Genomic DNA, 14,765 nt, shown 5'->3' on the forward strand with positions numbered 1-14,765 from the left:
GGGGGTGCTCGTGACCGGGGTGCGAGCCGTGGCATCGCGCGCGATCGGACTGATCGCGCTCCTGGTGCTGGCCGTCCTCGCCCTGCGCGGCCACATCCCCGGCACCGGCGGCCCCCGCGCACCGCACACACCCCCGGTGGTGGCGGTGGCCCTCATGCCGGTCCTGCTGCTGGTCTCGATGGTGATCCTGCTCGCGGGCGTCATCAACAGCCAGCATCGGCTGCCGCTGGCCATGCCGGAACCCGATCGGGACTCCGGCGGCGAACACTGGCGGCTCAACCGGCTCGGACTGCTGATCCTGATCGGACTGGCCGCCCTCGCCCTACTGCTCACCGCGGTGGTCTCGGTACTCCTGGTCGGCCCCGCACGTGACGCACCGACGGAGAACCGCACGGCCCCGACCGCCTCGGACACCGCCACCGCGGTACCGGATACCACGCCCCCCGACCCCGGCACCGCACCCCGGCTCTCCGGTACCGCGCTCATGCTGGTGGGGGCCGGAGCGGTAGCGCTGGTGGCGGTGGCCATGGCGGGTCTGGTGGTGGTCGCGGTGGGCTCGCGGCGCAGGCCGATGGCGCACACCACGCCGCCCACACCGGCGGCGGCCCGCGAAATGGTCTCGCTGGCCAAGGTGGCGGAGATGGGCCTGGCGGCCATGATCGCGCCCGGCCAGGATCCGCGCACCGCCATCATCGCCTGCTACGTGGCCATGGAACGGGGTCTGGCGCAGGCGCGCGAGGTGGCCCCGCTGGTCTCGGACACCCCGTCCGAGGTGTTGGCGCGGGCCTTCGAACGCGGTGTGCTGCACGACGCGTCCGCGCGGGAGCTGGTGGCGCTGTTCGAGGAGGCCCGGTTCAGCCCGCATTCCATGTTGGAGTGGCAGCGGATGCGGGCCGAGCAGCTGCTGCGTATCGTATTGCAGGATCTGCAGGGGCAAAAAGTATGAAAATTCTTGCTGCACAACATGTCTGGATGGGGGTCCGGATATGAACCGAACGACCGTGGTGATCGGCGCACTGCTGCTGGTGGCCCTGTTCGAGGTGCTGGCCTTCGGCAATCAGCGGGAAACCCTGCTGATGGTCGCCGCCGTTCCGGTGGCCGGGGCGCTGGCGCTGCTCATCTGGTCGCTGGTGGAGCGGGCCCGCCGCACCGAACGCGACGACCTGGCCGACAACGAGGTGGACAACGGCCCGGCCGAGATGCTGCGCCGCTGGCAGGCGCGGGCACAGATGCTGGCCGAACGCTCCGAGGGCACCCGCGCCGACTGGGACCGCCACCTACGACCGCTGCTGGCCAAGGAATTCGAACTCTCCAGCGGCCACCGCCACACCAAGAACCGGCGGGCCGCCGAAGCGGCCGGGGTGCTGCAGTTCGGTCCGGAACTGTGGCGCTGGGTGGACCCGGCCAATTCCGCACTGCGCGACCAGACCACCCGCGCACCGGGCCGCGCGGCGCTGGACGAGATCCTGCGCCGCCTCCAGAACATGTGACACCCGAGATGCGAGAAGAACTATGACCTCACCGATGGACATCACCATCAAGCGCACCGACGCGGTGCTGCGGGAACTGTCCCGGGTGGTGGTCGGCAAACGCGAAGAACTGCAGCTGATCATGATCGCGGTGCTGTCCGGCGGGCACGTGCTCATCGAGGACCTGCCCGGCCTGGGCAAAACCCTCATCGCACGCTCCTTCGCCGCCGCGCTGGGCCTGAACTTCACCCGCGTGCAGTTCACCCCCGACCTGCTGCCCGCCGACCTCATCGGCTCCACCATCTACGACATGCATTCGGGCCGTTTCAGTTTCCGGCGCGGACCGGTGTTCACCAATATGCTGCTCGCCGACGAGGTGAACCGCACCCCGCCCAAGACCCAGGCCGCGCTGCTGGAGGCCATGGCCGAGGGGCAAGTGTCCATCGACGGCGAAACCTTCCCGCTGCCACAGCCTTTCGTCGTCATGGCCACCGACAACCCGATCGAGTACGAGGGCACCTATCCGCTGCCCGAGGCCCAGCTCGATCGCTTCGCCATGCAACTGCGCCTGGGTTATCTGTCCGAACAGGACGAGACGCAGATGATCCGGCGGCGGCTCGAACGCGGTTCCGCCCCGGCCCAGGTGGGGCAGGTGGTGGATGCCGAGGGCCTGCTGGAGATGCGGCAGTCCGTCGAGTTCGTGAGCGTGCACCCCGACGTGGTCGGCTACGTGGTGTCGCTGGCGTCGGCCACCCGCGGCCATCCACAGGTGGAGGTGGGCGCCAGCCCGCGCGCGGAACTGGACCTGGTGCAGATGTCGCGGGCGCGGGCGCTGCTGAACGGCCGCGACTTCGTGGTCCCCGAGGATGTGAAGGCCCTCGCCATTCCGGCCATGGCCCACCGCATCACACTGCGCCCCGAGATGTGGGTGCGCCGCATCCGGGGCGAGGACGTGATCGCCGAACTGCTGCGACGGCTGCCGGTGCCGCGCGCCACCACGACATGAGGCACCGCGACACCAGCACCGCCACCGAGGCCGAATTGCGGTGGCGGCCCGCGCCGCTGGTGTACATGCTGGCCGTGGCCTCCGCACCCGCGCTGGTGCTGGCCATCGTGCTGGGCAAATGGCAGCTGGTCGTCTTCGCCGCCCCCATGCTCGGAGTACTGGCGACCGCGCCGCTGCAACAGTCGCGCACCCGCATCCAGGTGGACGGGGCCGGAATCCTGCGCTGCTTCGAAACCGAGGAAGTGACCCTGGCGGTCGCGACATTCGTGGAGTCCGGGCATGCGCTGCTGCGGCTGCATCCGGAGCCGATCCACGGTATGGAGATGCGCGTGGAGGAGGCGGTCGACTCCGGAACCGCACCCGCCGGACTGCGTGTGGCGCTGTCGTCGCCACGCTGGGGACGTTTTCCGGTGCCCATCCGGGTGTCGGCGCTGAGCCCGGCCGGGCTGGCGGTGGCGTCGGTGCGGCTGCCCGCCGGGGAGGTCTTCGTGTACCCGATCGCCGATCCGCAGCGAATGCGATTGCCCCGCACCGAATTACCCGAACGCATCGGCACCCATCTCACCCGGCGGCACGGGCCGGGCGTGGAATTCGCCGATGTGCGCGCGTACGCACCGGGCGATCAGCTGCGCACGGTGAACTGGCCGGTGAGCGCGCGCCGCGGACGGCTGTTCGTCACCGAACGCTTCACCAACCGGGCCGCGGATGTGGTTGTGCTGGTGGACACCTCACTACAGGCGCCCGGCCCGGCATCGGATTCGCTGGAGTTGTCCGTGCGCGGCGCGGCACAGGTGGCGCAGTCGGCGCTGCAGGCCGGTGACCGCACCGCCGTGGTCTGCCTCGGCAAGTCCCCGCGCTGGCTGCGACCCGATATCGGCCGCCGCCAGTTCTACCGCATCGTCGACGCCGTCCTGGACGTCGGCGAGGAACACATCCCCACCTCCGGCACCCTCGCCCCGCACACCGCCGTGCCGATCGGCGCGATCGTGGTGGCCTTCTCCACCCTGCTGGACACCCAATTCGCCTTGGCGCTCATCGATCTGCGCAAACGCGGGCACGTCGTCGTGGTGGTGGACGTGCTGCGCGGCGCACCCTTCGCCGACGGCCTCGACCACACGCTGGCCCGCATGTGGCAGTTGGAACGCGCCTCCATGTACCGCGATATGGGCACCGTCGGCGTCGACATCGTCGCCTGGCCGGAAGGCACCCGCCTCGACCAGGTCATGCGCCTCATCCCCGAACACCGCCGAACCGTCCGGGTGCGCCGATGACCAGATTCCTCGCCGTCCTGTCCGGCCTGCTCCTCACCACCGCCGTCGGCCTCCTCGAACCCTGGACGGCCCTCCCGGTTCTCGCCCTCGTAACAGCCGGTTGGCGCTGGCGCGTCCTCGCCGTCGCCGCCGTCCTGGCCGCTCTCGGCGTCGTCGCCTGGCTCGACACCGGCGCGGTCGAAGCCGGAGCCATCGGCCTGGTAGCCACCACCTACCTCCTCAACACCGCCACCGTCTCCGCCCCCGTCGGAGTAGTCCCCACCACCATCCCCTCGGTAGCCGGCGCCATCGTCTTCACCCTCGCCGCCGGAGCCGCCGCCCTGCTACCGATCCACCTGGCCTGGGCCCCCATCGCCGCCCCGATAGTGGTGATCCTCCTCTACGCCTGGCTCATCCAGGGGCTGGGCGACCGCCGCCCGGCGGACGGGTGAGACCTTCGACCATCCGTCAGTCGGTGAGAGCCGCCGCCAAGTGCAGATTGTCGACGCTTCGCAGAGTCTTGGCGGCGGGCGGCCGTAGCCTCAGTTCACGGCAGGCGGCCAGGAGTCGGATGTGCACCGACCAGGTCAGCAGGGGTGGTTCGGAGAGCAGCGGGAGCAGCGGGACGATGTTGTTCTTCAGCAGGGATACCGCCGTGGCGCGGACGCTTTCCCGAAGATCGGTACGTCCCAGCTCGATCGAGCGGTCGTCGAGCGCTCCGGGTGCTGTGTGCGCCGCGCAAGTGGCGAGCGCCTCGTCTGCGCGGGTACCGGCGACCTCGCCGGACGCGATCAAATCCCAGGTGAGCGATGCGATCTCGCGTGACGGCGGCACGAACCTCAGGTGGTAGACGGCGGATTTGCGGACCACGAGCGCCGGGTCGTGAGCCAAAGCGAGCAGGGCATCCACCTCCTGCCAGGTCGACAGCGCGGCACAGCACAGGTCGCGGACCCGGGGGTCCGGATGGTTGGACAGGAACGCGGCCAAGCCGGGGCGGTCGGCGGTGGGCACCGTTCCCCAGTCGTAGTCGTGCAGCGCGGCGAGTTTCGCCGCCCATGGGCCGTCGAGATCGGAGTACATGGTGATGAACGTCGCGGCCGTCGGTACGGCCGGCTCGAGCTGTGCTGTACCCGATGGCGAGAATGCTCGCGGGGTGTCGGAGTCGGGTGCGCCGAGTAGATCGGCGACCGGCGCGAGCCAGTCCCCGATTCGCGAGCGCTGATCGAGGAAGTCGTCGAGCAGGTCGGCCTCGGCGGCTTCAGCTGCCGCCGCGCGCGCATCATCGCCCCGGCCGATCTCGTGCAGCAGCCGCAAGGTGGCGCGGCTGGGGTAGTAGCGGAGGGTGTCGATCGCGGCACAGGCGACGTCGGTGTCGCTGTCGGTGGCGGCCCGATGCAGAAAGGGTTCGGCGGCCAGCGGTTCATCCCAGCCCAGGCTCTCGGCGGCGATGCGGCGCACCGCTGGATCGGAATGGCCGAGGCCCGCGATCTTGTACTGCTGCCAGCGCGGTTCCTCGAAACCGACGGTGATGCCGGTCAGTGCCTCCCGGTACAGCCGGTGGGACGGATCGCGCACGACCGGTTCGACCAGATCGGCCTCGCCACGTGTCGCCTGCCGCAGCACACACGCGCGGACCATGTCGTCCCCGGACTCCCACCAGGCACGCAGCCTCGGCCCCTCCGGACACATCGCCGCATCCTCCAACACCCGCAATACCGCACGCCGTAGCTCGACCGGCCGAGTACGGTCCCGTCCGATCTCGGCTAGCGACGCGACCGCGCGCGGGTCACCCAGCCGACCGAGTGTGTCGACGATCCGCTCCCGCTCCGTCCCGTCGGAGTCGATCAGCCTCCGAAGCAGCGTGAAGGTCGCCGATCGATCCTGCTGCTCCGCAATCCGCTCCAATTCCGCCGGCATCATCGATCCATCTTCACCGAGCCGCCACCGCGGAACCATCGAGATTCGCCGCCGGAGTGTCTCACGCGTATCTCTCGACGAGTGCGTGGCCGATCGCGGCCAAGTGATGGCGTACGCCCGGTGGGCCGGTCACCTCGAGCCATTCGACCAGTCCGGAAAGCTCACCGGCCAGCATGGATTCGTTGTGGCCGCGGATCACGACCTCGATGCGGCCGTCGGTGGTGGGGCCGCCCACGTCGAGCCGACCGCCGAACGCCCGCCGGAGGATGTCGATGCCGTGGGGTACGCAGACCGCCTGGATTTCGAGGGGGGTTCGTTCGCGATCGACCTCGTCGGCGATTTCGCGCCAGCTCTCGGCGAGGTCGAAGTCGTCGGGTCTGTGCACGGGATGGTCGGTCGGAACGACGGATGAGACGCGGTCGATTCGGAAGGTGCGCCGACCGGCTTCGGTGTTGGCGACGAGGTACCAGGAGGGGCCTTTGGCGACGACGCCCAATGGGTGGACGGTTCGCTCGGTTTCCGCTCCGGTGCTGTCGACGTAGCCGAGCCGCAGCTGGATGCCTCGGATCACCGCGTTCTGGAGTTCGTCGAGGAAGCGGGGTGGCCGGTACACGACCTTGCTCGACCCCCATGGTTGCGGGTCGACGACAACGGACGACGCCGCCGCCTCGGCCTGCACCCGGAAGGGCTCCGGCAGGGCATGGACGAGCTTGCGCAGGGCCGTTTTCACGGCTGGCGTCCCGGCGGAGGCCGGACCGGCGACCAGGAACAGGGCGCGGGCCTCACTCGCGGTCAAACCGGACAGGTCGGTGCGAGCGCCGCCCACGAGCCGCCAGCCGCCACCACGACCCTGGGTGGAGTAGACCGGCACCCCGGCCATGGCCAGGGCGTCGAGGTCGCGGCGGGCGGTGCGCTCGGAGACCTCCAGCTCGCGCGCTACCTCCGCCGCCGTCACCTGTTTGCGCTGTTGCAGTAGCAGGAGGGTGGCCACCAGTCGGTCTGTTCGCACATCGGCAAGAATTTCATATAAACCGGTCATGAGGTGACCGGTTTTGCTCCGCAAGATGGCGACATGACCATGACCTATCCGACCGATTTTCCCGAGCCCACCCTCATTCCGGTCAATGGAGTGGAACTCGAAGTCTTCGAAGCAGGCCGGGAGAATGCGGGAAACCCCATAGTGCTCTGTCACGGCTGGCCCGAACATGCCTTCTCGTGGCGACATCAGATGCCCGCCCTCGCCGCCGCGGGCTACCACGTCGTCGTCCCGAACCAGCGGGGTTACGGCAACTCGTCCTGCCCGACCGAGGTAACGGACTACGACATCGAACACCTGTCGGGTGATCTCGTCGCCCTACTCGATCACTACGGATACGAGGACGCCACCTTCGTCGGCCACGATTGGGGCGCGATGGTCGTCTGGGGCCTGACCCTGCTGCATCCACACCGCGTGAACAGGGTGATAAATCTGAGCCTGCCCTACCAGGAGCGCGGCGAACGGCCCTGGATCGAGTCCATGGCGGAAATGCTCGGGGGTGACTTCTATTTCGTGCACTTCAATCGACAGCCAGGCGTCGCGGACGCCGCACTGGAGGCCAACACGTCCCGCTTCCTCCGCAACCTCTACCGCAAGAACGTGCCACTCGAAGAGCCGGAGCCGGGAATGCTGATGATCAACCTCGCCAACGCGGAAACCCCACGTGGAGAACAGTTGCTGAGCGACAGCGAACTGGCCGTCTTCACCTCCGCCTTCGAAACCTCAGGCTTCACGGGCAGCATCAATTGGTACCGAAATCTCGACCGCAACTGGCACCTGCTGGCGGACGCGAACCCGATCATCCGACAACCCACGCTCATGATCTACGGCGACCGCGACCCGGTCCAGCAGGCGGACAAACTGTCAGAGTTCGTCCCCAACGTCGAAATCGTCAATCTGGACTGCGGCCATTGGATCCAGCAGGAAAGGCCGGAAGAAACGAACCAGGCGATCATGAAGTGGTTGACGGATACCACCAGCACTACCCCAGATCTTCCCCGACCGCGATAACCCACTCCACCTGAAACTCCTCGGCCGAAATATCAACCGCCGTGACGCCGGGACGTCGTGTCGTCCGCTCCACAGGTTCCACCGGATCACGCGACATCCGCGTGGTACCGGTGGAGAACCCGACACCCGCGAACCCCATGCTGCCGTCCCGGAAATGCTCGACCCGCCGACGCTCGATTCCCCGAGCGTCGAACTCAACGAAAATTCCGGTCGCCTCGGTCGATTTCGCATCCTCGATCGTTGTCCGCCGATAACGCATACCGGGTTCGGGCGATCGGTAATCGCTGACGGCGGCAAGCGCCGACACACGGTCGGTGGCCGGCCCGTTTCCGGGAAACCACTCACCGGCCACACCGCGCAATCCCATGTAGAGACCATCGCTGACATCGGGGCTGTCAGCGAGCTCGCCGACGACCTCCGGCGCGAACGGCGTCCCTAGCCACCGCTGCCCATCCCACCAGCGCGCAAAGGTGACGAACTCGCTGAACACCCTGGGATGGTCGACGCCGCGATCGATCGCGGCAACCCATTCGGGCGCGCTGGCCCACGGGTCGTACTCCGTGTCGTGCAGATCGGTCGATTCATCGCAGCCGAAGAGCACAGCGCGGCCGCGATCGAGATGAACGAGCGCGAACCAGTTACCGGCCCCGTCTTCGGCAACCAACCTACTGCCCTCAGGCTTGCAGACATCGGTGAAACCGTCGACGGTGCTCGCAAGATGGCTACGGCCATCGAAATTCACGTACGTTCCGTCCATGTCCCGCACACGAGCCCACAGGACATCCGGATGCGGCAACGAAAACTCCATGGCGGCAACGTACTCGACCCCACCGACGCCACGTCCGAGCCACCACCCATGCGACTTTCGCGACAGTGGTTCGGAGCAGTCGCAATCACCGTCACGCCCAGCCGACCTCTCGTAGGTAGCGGCACCAGCGATCATCCAACTACCAAGACTCGCTCCAGATTTCGCGCAGCCCATGGATATCCGGGAATCGAGATCCCAGGGCCACGGTGTCGATCAACTCGTCGGCGACGGCGTCCACGAGCGTGCGAGCACCTCACCGAGCAGGTGGCGCCGAACTCCCCCACCAGTGAATCCCGTCGCCGTCGACGCGGAGATTCTCCCGCACGGTACCCAGTGGTTCCCCGATGTCGAAATCCGCCACGTCGCGGCCGAATTGCACCGGATCCGGCGCATCGGCCAACCGAGGCGAGGACATGCTCGAGAACGCGTTGGTATGAGCGTCATACGTCGAACTCCGCAACGCGAGAGGTCCATCGAAATACGGCGATCGATACACGACCACGAACGTCCATTCGTCCTCGACCCAGGCGTCGATGACCGCGATGCGCCACGCCTCGGTGACGGTGCTGGTCATGAGCCGGCTCAAACAGGCGGCGACAGCGCGCTCGGACCACCGAGGAGAGACGACCGCAGCGAACGTCTCCGCAAGGCGTCGATGGGCGTCGGTGATCAGGCGGGTATGAGATCGAGACCGATCATTGGGCTCCGAATCCACGCGACCATTGTGGTACCCGGCCGCCCGGTACCGCGCCATACGGTCCCGCACCCAGCGTTTCCCCAGCGTGTCGATGCGACGAGTATCGGCGCACAACCGCAACAAGTGGTTGTTCTCGGGTACCTCCAGGCCCGATCGATCCCGAAAACCACTCGCTCCCAAGAGCATGAGCTCATAGCCTGGTGTCGCGCAGGAGAAACGAGCGCAGGTCTCACTATGCCGACGGGAACGGGAGGATTCAGGCGGTTATGCCGAGAGCATTCACCGAAGCCGAACGGCAGGAATTCCTTGCGGGACAGCATGTTGCCGTGCTGTCTGTCGACGCAAACGGTGGGCGTCCACCCGCCAGTATGCCGATCTGGTACAACTACATCCCAGGCGGGAATCTCCAGATCAGCACTGTCCCGTCGACACGCAAAGCCAGGCTCATCCGGCAGGCCGGCGCTGTGACACTCGTCGTCCACAGGGCGCTGTGGCCCTACCAATACATCATTGTCGAAGGCACCGTGGTCGATATCACCACACCCTCCCCGATCGGCATCCGCGAGGCCATTGCCATCCGCTACCTCGGTGACGAAAGCGGCCGAGATCACGTCCGCCGCATGGGCGAGTTCGATTCCGTCTTGTTCACAATTCGCCCCGACCGCTGGATCACCGCCGATTACGCATCCGACCCATAGAGTCGTGCCCTTCAGACTCGCACCGAATCAGCAACTCTCCTGCCGAATCAGCTACAGGCCAAGAGGAGTTCGAACGCGTCATACCGACAGCGCCGCCTCAGAACAACCAGTCACCTGATGGCTCCGGCGCTGCGTTAGTCCGCACGTGCTCTTCGCCGCCGGCATCCTGGATCGCGTCGATCTGGTTCTGAACCACCTCGGCGCGCGCCACCAACTCGACCCGGTCGGGCTCGGTGAGGCTTTCCGCGCCGAGCTTTTCGAAGACGCACGAGAGCACTGACCGTAGATCCTCCAGCTTGCTGTCCGACTCCATGAGCCCTCACCCTACGCTCGAACCTGAGATGACTTTCGAACTACTTTCGAACCGAGATGTACACTGGCCGTATGACCACGCGCAGCTTTCCCTTCTCCACCCTGATCAACAAGCAGACCAGCGTGTTCCCAGCGCTGGATGACGCGGACGTGATTCTCGAGCGGCGGGATGCGGAGAACCTGGTGCTCATGCGCTCGGAGCGGTTCGAAGCCATGGTCAAGGGCCTCGGGTTGGCTGCTCGGTCGCTCGCGATCGTCGCGAAGTCGAACCGCGCGTTGGCGGAGGAGGTCTTCGCGGAGGAGCTGCCGTGGCTTGTCTGGCTCCCCGCCGACGCCCGCCCTCAGTGCGTAAAGGAACTACTCGATCATCTGCTCGCGGGCGCGGAAACCGGCCTGCTGCTGCCATTTTCACGCGCAATGCGCGAATGGCAGGCCACGGCCGAAATCTACTCCGACCCCGAACTGACCAACCGCCTACGCGGACCGTTCGACACAGTCGACGCTGTTGATGTCGAGCGGCCGGGTAGCGCCGATGGCTGAGAAGCTCGGGCGAGGTGACGAGGTACGGAGGCCGACGGGCTGGGTCGTTCGACTGATCGACCGCCAAGCCGCGAAGGGCTGGGAAACGCTGCTGACCCACGCCCCTGGCAATCTCGATCGCGCTTGGGTCGCAATCACCGCCGATCCACGCTGTCGAGACAGCCTGGCACGGCAGCATCCGCTGCGACTCGATCTCGGCCACGTCGACATCGATGGCGTCGCGATGGAGCAGTGGCAATACGAGGTAACCGGTGGCGGCCGCATCTGGTACGCGATCGACGACGCGCGGCGAACCGTGTGGATCACGCAGGCGGGGACCGCGCATCCACGGCAAACCGACAAGCGTCGCCGCTAACTGGCCGACAAGCGCACTAGCCTGCGCCTCCCGCTCACGATCGCCCGGCGCTCAGGCCAGGTGCCTGGTGGTGACCGTATGGCGACCGACGATCACGCCCGCCGGTTTCACCGGTTGTGCCCGAGAAACAGACCAGCAGTTCGAAGGACAATGCGACCTGTCAGTCCGGCGCGAACGGCGACTTCTGTCGCTCCCAATATTCGTCATCCCATGCCTCCACAGGAGAAGAGGCGGCGCGGTCACGCTCGGGGGCGTCGAAGGCGTTCTCGAGCACGGTCACCATCCGCTGATCGGACCGCACCTCACGAACCAGTTGGGTGATCTCCTGCTGGGCTTGGGCCCGTGCTCGGTTGATCAATGTGGTGATCACCTGTCCCAAGCGGGTGAAATCCGGGACCTGGTGAATGTCGAAGGCCAAGTGAATGCCGATGACCTCACCGCTGGCTTTGACGTCGACGGTGATCCCGGCCGCCGACAATGTGGCGTGGCTGGAGTTCTGGGCGTCGGCAAGCCGACTCATCCTGGCGCGCAATGTATCCGCGCCGGATTGTGGTGAGTACATCATGCCCCCTTCACACAAGACGCTGCTGGCCGACGACCTTACACCTGGGGCCGGGCAAACCTCCGCCGGGCGTACGCGGCGCGATACCCGGCACGTTTCGGTGGTGTGGGTAGCTGGGGTGTGCGCTGACGGTCACCGTTTCATCGGCTAACGTTGCAGCTCGAAACGAACGAACCCGGGGGGTGCCTGGTGGCCGATGATATCGTTTTCCTCGACAAAGAGGGCGCACGCACGGTGGTGTCAACGCTCGACACCGCCGCCGGCGGCCTCGATGGAATAGCCGATGGCCAATCGAACCGGGCGTTGGCGACCACCGAACTGCTCGCGGGCACCAGCGTCAATGCGGCCTGTGTCTCGGGCGAATCCAAAGCCGTCGCAGTTATTCAGGCAGCGTCCGAAGAGCTTCGTTTCGTGGCCACTCTCACGAATAACGGCATCGTCACGCAGTTCGGTCAGGATGCCGCCTCCGCCACCAGAATCCAGCAGGCGGGTGGTGGGCGGTGAGTCCGACCGTGTCACAGGTCCTATCCTGGGATCTCGAAGCGCTTACGGGGCAAGCCACGTTCTGGACACAGCAGGCCGAGGGGTTCCGCACTCAACTCGGCAATGCCACCAATGGAATCAAGGGCTCGGACACCGCGATCGGCGGCAAGTTCGGCACCTCCCTCCGTGATCGCGGCACCACCCTCACCACAAACGGCGACAAGATCGGTACTGCGATCACCGCGGCCGGTACCGCCATCACCGATAACCTCGCAACTGTCAGCACCGCCAAGCAATCCGTCGCCGACCAGGTACAGACAATCCAAGACGCCGGATACGAGTGGCGGGAGACCGGTGAGGTAGCCGTCAGCGACAGCCAGATCCTCGCCGCCAGTGCCGAGGTCAACGGGGTGAAACCCAGCAGCGAGGACGTCACCACCAAAATCGCCGCCCTCGAACGCCAAGCCAGTGACTACGGGACCGAACTGAAGAAACGACTGGCCGCTGCCGGGACCGCTGCCGACACCGTCGCCAACAGCATCACCAACGCCTTCAAGGAGCTCCCGGACGCCCCTGACCGCCGAGCTCAGGGACAGGAAGACGGCGCGACCATTGCCGATGGCCGCCTATCCGATGAGGAGACCGCCCGCATCGGCGCTCGCATCGCCGCACTGGAACTGACCCCGGAGCAGCTCGCCGCCATCGCCAACGGCGAGGAAGTAACCGTTCCTCAGCCCACACTCGACTACTTGCAGAACCTGTACGACGAAGCCGGACGCGACGGTCTCCTCGACCTCGCCGACCGCTTGGAGAAGAACGGATCACCCGAGGCGCTGGCACTTCGCGAAGACCTCGCCAACGGATTGCTGACCCTCTCCAACGAGAACGTCGTCGCCCGTGACGAGAACGGCAACGTCACCGGCACAGGCGGCTGGGACCAGCTCCACCCCGAAATCCGCGAGTTCGTGGGAACTCGGCCCAACAACTTGCTCGAAGGCCCCGACGGGAACACCTCGGACGTGCCCGACGACTATCGCGCGGGACCGATGGGCTGGATGGAGAGCTCGCGGGTCGTTGAGTACTCCAACGATGTCGCTCGATTCGGATCGTTCCTCGCAGCATCCGATGAGAGCTTTATCCCCGGTGAGCGATTCGGCGTCGAACTGGACCGTCAGGCCGCGCACCAGGCATGGTTGGTCGATAACGACGCCTTTGAGCAGAAATACGGGCAGTGGCAGATCAATCCTGTCACCGGTGACGCGGAATGGAAGGCGAATACGGAGCAGGCCGCCCAGGATCTGTTGTCGGTCGGTGCCCGCAACCACGAGTCCAGCTATGCGGTGCTGACCGGAAACGGCAGTGAGGAACTGTTCGGCAAGGACGTTCCGGGGCAGAGCTACAAACCGTACGAGCCGGACGTGATCCGCGGGATATTCCAGCGCGACTGGGAGGACGACGGGACGGCCGCCGGCGGGATGATCAACTGGATCGGCACCGAATCCCACGAGGTCGGCCCGGACGGACAGCCGACCGAACAAGCGCTGCGCGCCCGGGAGGCCCTTACCCACCTGCCCGATCTGTTCGCACCACGCGAGGAGTACGAGCCCAGCGGTGATCAGCCACAGGTGAACCGCCCCGGTGGTCTCGACGTGAGCGAATTCGAGCGGACTGAGAAGGGATTCGCCGATAACCCGGAGCTGTCCCGGGCACTCGCGAATGTGATGGGTTCTAATATTGACGCCTACATCGACTCTGCCGGAAACCCCCGGAATGCCTATCTCGCCGACTACGGAGAGGCGCAACTCGAGCCCACCAGCGCCAACCGACTGTTGTACCTGGCCAGCCAGTCGGAGGAGGGTCGCCTGACCCTTGAGGTGGGTCGCCAAGCCTACGAGGCCAGTTTGTTGAATGCCGCATTTTCCCAAAGTGACCAATCGCCGGGCGAATACCTGAGACCACATATCGAGCAGCTCGCCGGGCTAGACAGCCGGATCACGAATGCCGCAGCCAACGCGCTCACTTACCAGGATGAGCAAGATATCAGCAAGTACAATGACAAGCAGCAGGAAATCTACGACCGTAAACTTGCGGCAGCTAATATTATCGGAGATGTCCTGGTTGGCAATGCCGGAGATGCTGCCAAATTTGCCTTGACTGAGAAGCTACCCGGAATGATCGGCAGAGACCTGACCGATGGAGAGAAATTCACCATCGACACGGTGAACTCCAACAGTAAACTCCTTGCCAACGCGGGCGTCGACGCGCTTATCAAAGACTATATTGACAAACCCGACAAGCTGGCGGTTCAGTATCCCAGTGAATCCAAACTGAACGACCAGGCATATAGAGACTTCGAGCGAGCAATAATGCAATCAGCATTCGAAAACGGGCGTCTCGATCAGCAATTTATCAACCCAGCTACAAACCAACCAATAGATTTAGATGACCCCGTTAACGAGAATACGAAGAAGGATTTCTGGCGTTACCTCAACAGGCAAGGGCTCACGGACCTGAATACCACCTACCGCCTAGTTCACGGCATGGAAACGGTGATGGGAGTAGGCGTGGACGGATCCAGCTTAGAGGTCATACGAACTGGCCAGCAGAAACCCTAGACTAGG

At 65.7% G+C, this 14,765-nt stretch carries 17 protein-coding genes; 11 read left to right on the forward strand and 6 right to left on the reverse strand.

All coding sequences use genetic code 11. The features are described 5' to 3' along the window. Nucleotides 1-28: 28 nt before the first annotated feature. Genes FOH10_RS28820 through FOH10_RS28840 form a run of 5 tightly spaced genes read left to right on the forward strand, consistent with a single transcriptional unit; the run spans nucleotide 29 to nucleotide 4,177 of the window. Nucleotides 29-946 carry a DUF4129 domain-containing protein gene (locus FOH10_RS28820; protein ID WP_244961416.1) on the forward strand — a complete coding sequence of 306 codons (918 nt, stop codon included), beginning with the start codon at nucleotides 29-31 and terminating at the stop codon, nucleotides 944-946. 40 nt (nucleotides 947-986) lie between these two features. Continuing rightward, nucleotides 987-1,490: a hypothetical protein gene (locus FOH10_RS28825; RefSeq protein ID WP_143983036.1), complete on the forward strand. Its 504-nt coding sequence runs from the start codon at nucleotides 987-989 to the stop codon at nucleotides 1,488-1,490. A gap of 22 nt (nucleotides 1,491-1,512) precedes the next feature. Then, complete coding sequence (locus tag FOH10_RS28830; protein WP_143983037.1) at nucleotides 1,513-2,475, forward strand: AAA family ATPase; 963 nt, start codon at nucleotides 1,513-1,515, stop codon at nucleotides 2,473-2,475. Further along, nucleotides 2,472-3,746, forward strand: a complete 1,275-nt coding sequence (locus tag FOH10_RS28835) for a DUF58 domain-containing protein (protein ID WP_143983038.1) — start codon at nucleotides 2,472-2,474, stop codon at nucleotides 3,744-3,746. The genes FOH10_RS28830 and FOH10_RS28835 overlap by 4 nt, the downstream gene beginning before the upstream one ends. Then, complete coding sequence (locus FOH10_RS28840) at nucleotides 3,743-4,177, forward strand: hypothetical protein (RefSeq protein ID WP_143983039.1); 435 nt, start codon at nucleotides 3,743-3,745, stop codon at nucleotides 4,175-4,177. Before FOH10_RS28835 ends, FOH10_RS28840 begins: the two co-directional genes overlap by 4 nt. 16 nt (nucleotides 4,178-4,193) lie before the next feature. Here FOH10_RS28840 and FOH10_RS28845 read toward each other — a convergent pair whose 3' ends face one another. Both FOH10_RS28845 and FOH10_RS28850 read right to left on the reverse strand, forming a co-directional pair. Continuing rightward, nucleotides 4,194-5,645 (reverse strand): HEAT repeat domain-containing protein, encoded by a 1,452-nt coding sequence (locus tag FOH10_RS28845; protein ID WP_186000619.1) that lies wholly within the window; start codon nucleotides 5,643-5,645, stop codon nucleotides 4,194-4,196. A gap of 58 nt (nucleotides 5,646-5,703) precedes the next feature. Then, nucleotides 5,704-6,651, reverse strand: coding sequence for a helix-turn-helix transcriptional regulator (locus FOH10_RS28850; protein ID WP_143983041.1), 948 nt, complete (start codon nucleotides 6,649-6,651; stop codon nucleotides 5,704-5,706). A 63-nt stretch (nucleotides 6,652-6,714) separates the two neighbouring features. Between FOH10_RS28850 and FOH10_RS28855 the strand changes: the two genes are divergently transcribed. Further along, nucleotides 6,715-7,689 carry an alpha/beta fold hydrolase gene (locus FOH10_RS28855; RefSeq protein ID WP_221937892.1) on the forward strand — a complete coding sequence of 325 codons (975 nt, stop codon included), beginning with the start codon at nucleotides 6,715-6,717 and terminating at the stop codon, nucleotides 7,687-7,689. Here FOH10_RS28855 and FOH10_RS28860 read toward each other — a convergent pair. Together FOH10_RS28860 and FOH10_RS28865 are read right to left on the reverse strand one after the other, a co-directional pair. Then, on the reverse strand, nucleotides 7,661-8,497 hold the full coding sequence (locus FOH10_RS28860) for a DUF6881 domain-containing protein (RefSeq protein ID WP_143983042.1): 837 nt from the start codon (nucleotides 8,495-8,497) through the stop codon (nucleotides 7,661-7,663). The two genes, FOH10_RS28855 and FOH10_RS28860, sit on opposite strands and share 29 nt — an antisense overlap. Before the next feature lie 253 nt (nucleotides 8,498-8,750). Further along, entirely contained in the window at nucleotides 8,751-9,071 is a 321-nt protein-coding gene (locus tag FOH10_RS28865) for a hypothetical protein (RefSeq protein WP_143983043.1), read from the reverse strand. A gap of 389 nt (nucleotides 9,072-9,460) precedes the next feature. On the opposite strand from FOH10_RS28865, the gene FOH10_RS28870 reads away from it, so the two are divergent. After that, a complete protein-coding gene (locus FOH10_RS28870; RefSeq protein WP_143983044.1) occupies nucleotides 9,461-9,892 on the forward strand; it encodes a pyridoxamine 5'-phosphate oxidase family protein in 432 nt (143 codons plus the stop codon). Between the two features lie 97 nt (nucleotides 9,893-9,989). On the opposite strand, the gene FOH10_RS28875 is transcribed toward FOH10_RS28870, so the two are convergent. Continuing rightward, a complete protein-coding gene (locus tag FOH10_RS28875; RefSeq protein ID WP_143983045.1) occupies nucleotides 9,990-10,205 on the reverse strand; it encodes a hypothetical protein in 216 nt (71 codons plus the stop codon). Nucleotides 10,206-10,276: 71 nt separating this feature from the next. Here FOH10_RS28875 and FOH10_RS28880 point away from each other — a divergent pair, with 71 nt between their 5' ends. Then, complete coding sequence (locus FOH10_RS28880) at nucleotides 10,277-10,744, forward strand: hypothetical protein (RefSeq protein ID WP_143983046.1); 468 nt, start codon at nucleotides 10,277-10,279, stop codon at nucleotides 10,742-10,744. After that, complete coding sequence (locus tag FOH10_RS28885; RefSeq protein ID WP_143983047.1) at nucleotides 10,737-11,099, forward strand: hypothetical protein; 363 nt, start codon at nucleotides 10,737-10,739, stop codon at nucleotides 11,097-11,099. Before FOH10_RS28880 ends, FOH10_RS28885 begins: the two co-directional genes overlap by 8 nt. A 160-nt stretch (nucleotides 11,100-11,259) precedes the next feature. On the opposite strand, the gene FOH10_RS28890 is transcribed toward FOH10_RS28885, so the two are convergent. Then, nucleotides 11,260-11,619 carry a hypothetical protein gene (locus FOH10_RS28890; RefSeq protein ID WP_143983048.1) on the reverse strand — a complete coding sequence of 120 codons (360 nt, stop codon included), beginning with the start codon at nucleotides 11,617-11,619 and terminating at the stop codon, nucleotides 11,260-11,262. 231 nt (nucleotides 11,620-11,850) lie between these two features. On the opposite strand from FOH10_RS28890, the gene FOH10_RS28895 reads away from it, so the two are divergent. Together FOH10_RS28895 and FOH10_RS28900 are read left to right on the forward strand one after the other, a co-directional pair. Continuing rightward, on the forward strand, nucleotides 11,851-12,165 hold the full coding sequence (locus FOH10_RS28895; protein WP_143983049.1) for a hypothetical protein: 315 nt from the start codon (nucleotides 11,851-11,853) through the stop codon (nucleotides 12,163-12,165). Further along, nucleotides 12,162-14,759 (forward strand): TPR repeat domain-containing protein, encoded by a 2,598-nt coding sequence (locus FOH10_RS28900; protein ID WP_143983050.1) that lies wholly within the window; start codon nucleotides 12,162-12,164, stop codon nucleotides 14,757-14,759. Before FOH10_RS28895 ends, FOH10_RS28900 begins: the two co-directional genes overlap by 4 nt. The last annotated feature ends 6 nt before the right edge of the window (nucleotides 14,760-14,765 follow it).

This window comes from Nocardia otitidiscaviarum (genome assembly GCF_007362295.1).
Classification (GTDB): Bacteria; Actinomycetota; Actinomycetes; order Mycobacteriales; family Mycobacteriaceae; genus Nocardia; species Nocardia otitidiscaviarum.

Excerpts from the sequence above, each read along its gene's own strand:
- FOH10_RS28825 (WP_143983036.1), top strand. The coding sequence starts at position 987 with ATGAACCGAACGACCGTGGTGATCGGCGCACTGCTGCTGGTGGCCCTG.
- FOH10_RS28830 (WP_143983037.1), top strand. The coding sequence starts at position 1,513 with ATGACCTCACCGATGGACATCACCATCAAGCGCACCGACGCGGTGCTG.
- FOH10_RS28835 (WP_143983038.1), top strand. The coding sequence starts at position 2,472 with ATGAGGCACCGCGACACCAGCACCGCCACCGAGGCCGAATTGCGGTGG.
- FOH10_RS28840 (WP_143983039.1), top strand. The coding sequence starts at position 3,743 with ATGACCAGATTCCTCGCCGTCCTGTCCGGCCTGCTCCTCACCACCGCC.
- FOH10_RS28845 (WP_186000619.1), bottom strand. The coding sequence starts at position 5,645 with ATGATGCCGGCGGAATTGGAGCGGATTGCGGAGCAGCAGGATCGATCG.
- FOH10_RS28855 (WP_221937892.1), top strand. The coding sequence starts at position 6,715 with ATGACCATGACCTATCCGACCGATTTTCCCGAGCCCACCCTCATTCCG.
- FOH10_RS28860 (WP_143983042.1), bottom strand. The coding sequence starts at position 8,497 with ATGGAGTTTTCGTTGCCGCATCCGGATGTCCTGTGGGCTCGTGTGCGG.
- FOH10_RS28865 (WP_143983043.1), bottom strand. The coding sequence starts at position 9,071 with ATGACCAGCACCGTCACCGAGGCGTGGCGCATCGCGGTCATCGACGCC.
- FOH10_RS28870 (WP_143983044.1), top strand. The coding sequence starts at position 9,461 with ATGCCGAGAGCATTCACCGAAGCCGAACGGCAGGAATTCCTTGCGGGA.
- FOH10_RS28875 (WP_143983045.1), bottom strand. The coding sequence starts at position 10,205 with ATGGAGTCGGACAGCAAGCTGGAGGATCTACGGTCAGTGCTCTCGTGC.
- FOH10_RS28880 (WP_143983046.1), top strand. The coding sequence starts at position 10,277 with ATGACCACGCGCAGCTTTCCCTTCTCCACCCTGATCAACAAGCAGACC.
- FOH10_RS28885 (WP_143983047.1), top strand. The coding sequence starts at position 10,737 with ATGGCTGAGAAGCTCGGGCGAGGTGACGAGGTACGGAGGCCGACGGGC.
- FOH10_RS28890 (WP_143983048.1), bottom strand. The coding sequence starts at position 11,619 with ATGAGTCGGCTTGCCGACGCCCAGAACTCCAGCCACGCCACATTGTCG.